Origin of the sequence: Ilumatobacter sp., assembly GCF_049588435.1 — a bacterium.
Classification (GTDB): Bacteria; Actinomycetota; Acidimicrobiia; order Acidimicrobiales; family Ilumatobacteraceae; genus Ilumatobacter_A.
Window position 1 is genome coordinate 1 of record NZ_JBAVYV010000314.1, and the last position, 6114, is coordinate 6114.

Sequence of the window (6114 nt, forward strand, 5' to 3'; positions counted from 1 at the left end):
CTCGCTCGAGATCCCCGTCGTCGTCGTGTCGTACGACTTCGTCCCCGGGCGCGCCAGCCAACTCTCGGCGCGCAAGGCCGCAGCCTGTGCCGTCGCGTTCGAGGACTCACCGTTGCCGAACGCGACCGTGACCGGCGCACCCGTCCGTCAGGACCTCCTCACCCTGGATCGAGTGGCCGATCGCGGTGCGGCACGTGCCCGTTTGGGACTGCCCGACGATCGCTTCGTCCTCGCGGTGATGGGAGGATCGCTCGGTTCCGGCGTGCTGAATGCGGCGATCGCCGACTATGCCGGGGCCCATCGGGATGACACGAAGCTCGCGATCCGTCAGGTCGCCGGCGACCGGTTCGTGGATGGCATCGAGGCCGTCACGCCAACGGGTGACGACGGAATCATCCATCAGGCCGTCGGCTACGAGCGCGACATGCCGGCCGTCTATGCGGCCGCCGACCTGTTGGTCGGCCGGGGTGGTGCGAGCACCGTGCACGAGGTGGCCGTGACGGGTGTTCCGGCGATCCTGATCCCGTGGGCGGGAGCGGCCGACGATCACCAAACGGCGAACGTCCGATGGCTCTCCGATGTCGGCGCCGCGGTGTTCCTCGACGAGGCTCAGCTCGCCACCCGCAATGCGCTCACCGATCAGATCGACCGGCTCCGAGCCGACGATGCCGCACGCGCCGAACTCGCGGTCGCGACGCACGCACGTGGAGAGATCCATCGATCCGGTGCCCTGGCGGAGTTGATCGAACAGGTCGCCCTAGCATCGTCCGGGAAATGACCGAGCAACTCCCCGTACCCGAGGCTCCACTCGACCTGTCCATCCCGCATCGCCTCCACGTCGTCGGCATCGGGGGACCGGGCATGAGCGCGATCGCGATCGCGCTCGCCCAGATGGGGCACGAGGTGTCGGGCAGCGACCTGCGTGAACATCCGGTCCTCGAACGCGTGCGCGCTGCCGACGCGACCGTCAACATCGGGCACGATCGCTCGCTCGTGCACGGCGTCGACGCCGTCACCGCGTCGACCGCGATCCCGGCGAGCAACATCGAACTCGACGAAGCGCGCCACGAGGGAATCACCGTGCTGCGCCGGGCGGGCATGCTCGCCTCGATCTGCGCCAACGCGAAGTCGCTCGCCGTCGCCGGGACGCACGGGAAGACGACGACGACTTCGATGCTGATGCTGATGCTCGCTGCCGGTGGGCTCCGGCCGAGTTTCATCATCGGCGGCGACGTGACCGATCTCGGAACCGGCGCACAGTGGACCGGCTCGGAGTTCTTGGTGGTCGAGGCCGACGAGAGCGACGGGACCCACCTCGAACTCCCGCTGTACGGGACGATCCTCACCAACGTCGAAGTCGATCATCTCGACCACTACGGGTCGTTCGAATCGATCGTCGAGAGCTTCGACACGTACCTCGCTCAGATCCCCGGTCCGAAGGTCGTGTGTGGTGACGACGCCGTGGCCGCACGCCTTGCCGAAGCACACGACACCGTCACCTACGGCCGCAGCGACGGCGTCGACGTGCGTGCCGTGGACGTGCGCGCCGCAAACGGTGCCTTCGTGTTCGGTGTCGAACGACACGGTGACCTGATCGGGACGATCGAGTTGCCGATGCGCGGGATCCACAACGTGGTCAACGCAACGGGTGCGATCGCGATGGCGCTCGAGGTCGGCGTCGCGTTCGACGACGTGCGAACGGCGCTCGCCAAGTTCGGTGGCGTCGCTCGTCGTTTCGACGTCCGAGGGATCGACGGCGGAGCCACCTTCGTCGATGACTACGCCCACCTGCCGTCGGAGATCTCTGCCGTCCTGGCTGCGACCCGGCACAGCGGGGAGGCCTGGAAGCGCGTGATCGCGGTCTTCCAACCGAACCGCTACAACCGGATCGCCGAGATCTGGGAGCAGTACGGCGGAGCGTTCTCCGAGGCCGACCTCGTGGTGCTGACCGACATCTTCGCGTCCGGGACGACGCCGATCCCCGGTGTGACCGGCAAGTTGATCGTGAACGCGGTGACCGAGGCGGATCCGACCAAGCGTGTCGTCTGGTTGCCCCGACGCTCCGATCTCATCGACTTCGTGGCGGGCGAGGCACGCGACGGCGACATCGTGGTCTCGATGGGCTGCGGTGACATCGCGACACTCCCATCCGAGGTGCTCGATGCCCGTCGCTCCTCCTGACGTCATCGACCGGGCCGTCCACGAGCTCGGCGACCTCGCTCGGCGTGACGAGCCGCTCGCACCACTGACGACGTACAAGGTCGGCGGAGCTGCCGACATCTACGTCGAGATCACCGACCCCGCCGACCTCCATCGGGTCGCCGCGGCGAGATCGGCGAGTGGGCTCCCCGTGCTGGTCGTCGGACGGGGGTCGAACCTGCTCGTCGCCGATCGGGGATTCGGAGGGATCGCCGTGTCGCTCGCCGACGTCGCGACCGAGATCGAGATCGACACCGAGCGTTCGATCGTGCGCGCCGGGAGCGCGGTCGCGCTTCCGGTGCTGGCACGGCAGGTGGCGACGGCGGGCCTGACCGGATTCGAGTGGGCCGTCGGTGTCCCGGGCTCGATCGGTGGAGCGGTGAGGATGAACGCCGGAGGTCACGGTTCGGACATCGCCGAATCGCTGATCGACGTCGCCGCGTTCGATCTGACCACATCGACCGACATCGTGCTGTCGACGGACCAACTCGGTCTGCGATTCCGGGGGAGTGGGCTGCCCGCCACCACCATCGTGCTGTCGGCCCGTCTGCAGCTGGGGCCGGGAAGCGCCGACGCCGCTCGTCGTGAGCTCAGCGAGATCGTGGCGTGGCGACGTGCGAATCAGCCCGGAGGGCAGAACGCCGGTTCGGTCTTCGTCAATCCGATTCCGCACGTGCTCAGCGCCGGTCAGTTGATCGACGATCTCGGTCTGCGCGGTTTCCGGTACGGAACGGCATCGGTCTCGGAGAAGCACGCGAACTTCATCCAGGCCGATCCGAACGGTTCGGCCGACGACGTACATCAACTGATCCAGCTGGTGCGCGAGCGGGTGTCCCACGCGACCGGCCACCTGCTGCGGAGCGAGATCCGCCTGATCGGATTCGACGTGGGGGAGACGGAATGAGCCGCTGGTGGAAACGTTCGAAGAAGGACTCCCCGAACCCCGACTCCGCGCTCGGCGTGGGTGAGTTCTCCGATGTCAAGATCGTCAAGAAGGACGTCGCCGGCGGTGCCGTCGAGCAGAAGTCGGACCCTCAGGTCTCCGATCCACAGCTCCTGACCACGCAGGAGAACGACGTGCTCGCGGAACTCTCCGACGCATTCGGTGACACGGGCGAGGACGCCACGCCCGACGACAGCGTCGGCGTGCATGCCCACCCGTGGAAGAGCACGGGTTCCGAGGAATCGGAGCCCGAATCCGTCGAGGACGATGCCGAGACACCGGCCGATGCACGACCGATCGACGACGTCGGCGAGGGCGACGGCGGAGAGGGCGGAACGGAGTCCGACGATGCTGCCGTCATCGCCGTCGACCCGGAGGATGCCGACACCGCTCCGACGTTGCGGTCGAGAGAAGTCCCCACGACGATCGCGATCGGGGGCGATGACGACCTACCCGACGCGGTCTATCTCGACGAAGAACTCGCCTCCGGCCCCGCCGATGACGACTCGGCACCCGTTTTCATCGACGACGACGGCACGGGTGACACCATCGCTGCGAAGGACGCCACCGGTGCTGCCGGGATCGAACCCCGACTTCGCCAGCGCCGGATCGGGGTCCGGCGTGCCGAGGGCAGACGACGACTGAAATGGGCCGCCGTCATCGGCGGGATCCTGTTCGTGGTGATCGGCGTGCTCGCAGTGCTGGGTTCGTCGTTGTTCTCGGTCGACGCGGTCGACGTGACCGGTGTGAGTCGCAGCGATCCCGCGGCGGTCCAAGCGGTGGTCGACGACCTCGTCGGCGAACCGACATTGCTCGCCGACACCGGCGCCGCGGAGAAGACCCTCGAGGAAATCCCCTACGTCGAGACGGCCCGGGTCCGCACGGACTTCCCGAACGGAGCGAGCGTCGAGATCCGCGAGCGCGAACCGGTCGCCACCGCCCAGGGTGTCGACGGACGGTTCCGGATCATCGATCGTGAGGGTCGGGTCGTCGACGTCATCGACGGTCAGCCGATCGAGTTCGTGTTCATCGACGGCACGACGACGCTCGATCTCGAGGCCGGCCAGTTCGCCGACGTCGGGTTCTCCGCTGCCGGCGCGATCGTGACCAAGCTGACGCCGGAGGTCCGCGCTCAACTGATCTCGATGTCGGTCGTTCCCGACGGGACCGACCTCCGATTCATGCTGTCGAACGCCCCCGGACCCGACATCGAGGTCCGCCTCGGGGACGCGATCACCGACAACGATCAGATCGAGCGGCTGGTCCGGTTGCAACGGCGCCTGGACGACGTCGTCGGCTCCGACACGACGGTGATCGACGTGTCGACCGTCGAGACGACCGATCAATGAATCGGGGATCGCCGCGGAAGTGCGCGCCGTCTCGGCTAGCGTCCCTGCGCGGTGACCCCGGACCTGGCACAATGCCAGATAGTCCGCGTCGCCGGACCGAAAGATGCATGCACTCATGATCGAACAAGAGGCCGCGGTGAACGCGAGCACATGGAGGACCCACTGATGGTCGGCACACCGCAGAACTATCTCGCCGTGATCAAGGTCATCGGCGTTGGCGGCGGTGGCGTCAACGCGGTCAACCGGATGATCGACGCCGGGCTGAAGGGCGTCGAGTTCATCGCCGTCAACACCGACGCCCAGGCGTTGCTCATGAGCGATGCCGACGTCAAGCTCGACATCGGCCGCGATCTCACCCGTGGCCTCGGCGCCGGGAGTGATCCCGAAGTCGGTCGTGAGGCCGCGGAATCACACCGCGACGAGATCGAGGAGATGGTCCGAGGCGCCGACATGGTGTTCATCACCGCCGGTGAGGGAGGTGGCACCGGGACCGGTGCCGCGCCCGTCATCGCCGAGATCTCCCGCGAGGCCGGCGCATTGACGATCGGTGTCGTGACCCGCCCGTTCTCCTTCGAGGGTCGTCGCCGTTCGGTGCAGGCCGACAACGGCGTCCAGAAGCTGAAGGAGAAGGTCGACACGCTGATCGTCATCCCGAACGATCGCCTGCTGACGGTTGCGAACGACAAGACCAGCGTGCTCAACGCGTTCAAGATGGCCGACGAGGTGCTCCTCCAGGGCGTGTCGGGCATCACCGGGCTGATCACCACACCCGGCCTGATCAACACCGACTTCGCCGACGTCAAGGCCGTCCTGAAGGACGCCGGTACCGCGCTGATGGGGATCGGCCAGGCGAGCGGTGACGAGCGCGCCGTCTCCGCCGCGAAGGCCGCGATCTCGAGCCCGCTGCTCGAATCGGCGATCGACGGTGCCCGCGGGGTGCTGCTCAACATCACCGGCCCGTCCAGCATGGGTCTGTTCGAGATGAACGCGGCAGCCGAGATCATCCACGCCGTCGCACACCAGGACGCGCTGATCATCTTCGGAACCGTCGTCGACGACGAGATGGGCGACGAGGTCCGCGTGACCGTCATCTCGGCCGGCTTCGACCGGTCGGACGGTCCGGTGACCCCGCCGTTGTCGGAGAGCCAGCCGCGCACTTCCCCGACGCGGATCACCGAGCTGTTCGGCGACGTCGAGGACGCAGATCCGCTCGCCGACGACGACGACGATTTCGACGTTCCGTCGTTCCTCAAGTGAGGCAGGCGGGTGCCCACCCCGCTCTACCAGACCGTTGCCGGCGGGCGTGACGTCCGCATCGTCGCCACCGATCGCTTCGATGGTGACATTCATCCCGACCACGTGATCACCGACGTGCTCGTCGAGCGACAGACTCGCGCCACCGGACAGCGCTGGACGATGCTCGACGAAATCCACGGAGTCGAGGTGGTCGACGTCGATCCCACCGCCGGCACCGAGAACGGCTCGTCGATCACCGCCGGGATCGGCGACGTCGCGGTCACCGCCCGCTCCGGCACGCATCTCGCCGTCTGGACCGCCGACTGCGCTCCGATCTTCGTGCTGGCCGACGACGGCACCGTGGTGGGTGCGCACGGAGGCTGGCGC

General features: G+C 67.5%; 6 protein-coding genes. All 6 read left to right on the forward strand.

Features of this window, described 5'->3' with window-relative positions; translation table 11 throughout:
- Window positions 1-778 (forward strand): UDP-N-acetylglucosamine--N-acetylmuramyl-(pentapeptide) pyrophosphoryl-undecaprenol N-acetylglucosamine transferase (locus tag WBV89_RS12115; protein ID WP_423981608.1); only part of this gene is annotated, 778 nt, incomplete at its 5' end.
- Window positions 775-2181, forward strand: coding sequence for a UDP-N-acetylmuramate--L-alanine ligase (gene murC, locus WBV89_RS12120; protein ID WP_423981609.1), 1407 nt, complete (start codon window positions 775-777; stop codon window positions 2179-2181). The genes WBV89_RS12115 and murC, both read left to right, overlap by 4 nt.
- On the forward strand, window positions 2162-3103 hold the full coding sequence (gene murB, locus WBV89_RS12125; RefSeq protein ID WP_423981610.1) for a UDP-N-acetylmuramate dehydrogenase: 942 nt from the start codon (window positions 2162-2164) through the stop codon (window positions 3101-3103). The genes murC and murB overlap by 20 nt, the downstream gene beginning before the upstream one ends.
- Window positions 3100-4491, forward strand: coding sequence for a cell division protein FtsQ/DivIB (locus WBV89_RS12130; RefSeq protein ID WP_423981611.1), 1392 nt, complete (start codon window positions 3100-3102; stop codon window positions 4489-4491). Before murB ends, WBV89_RS12130 begins: the two co-directional genes overlap by 4 nt.
- A 165-nt stretch (window positions 4492-4656) precedes the next feature.
- Window positions 4657-5748, forward strand: coding sequence for a cell division protein FtsZ (gene ftsZ, locus WBV89_RS12135; protein WP_423981613.1), 1092 nt, complete (start codon window positions 4657-4659; stop codon window positions 5746-5748).
- Window positions 5749-5757: 9 nt separating this feature from the next.
- Window positions 5758-6114, forward strand: a 357-nt coding sequence (locus tag WBV89_RS12140; RefSeq protein WP_423981612.1) for a laccase domain-containing protein, incomplete at its 3' end; no start/stop codon positions are given.

What these genes read in the sequence shown, in the direction of transcription:
- murC (WP_423981609.1), top strand. Translation starts at nt 775, where the DNA reads ATGACCGAGCAACTCCCCGTACCCGAGGCTCCACTCGACCTGTCCATC.
- murB (WP_423981610.1), top strand. Translation starts at nt 2,162, where the DNA reads ATGCCCGTCGCTCCTCCTGACGTCATCGACCGGGCCGTCCACGAGCTC.
- WBV89_RS12130 (WP_423981611.1), top strand. Translation starts at nt 3,100, where the DNA reads ATGAGCCGCTGGTGGAAACGTTCGAAGAAGGACTCCCCGAACCCCGAC.
- ftsZ (WP_423981613.1), top strand. Translation starts at nt 4,657, where the DNA reads ATGGTCGGCACACCGCAGAACTATCTCGCCGTGATCAAGGTCATCGGC.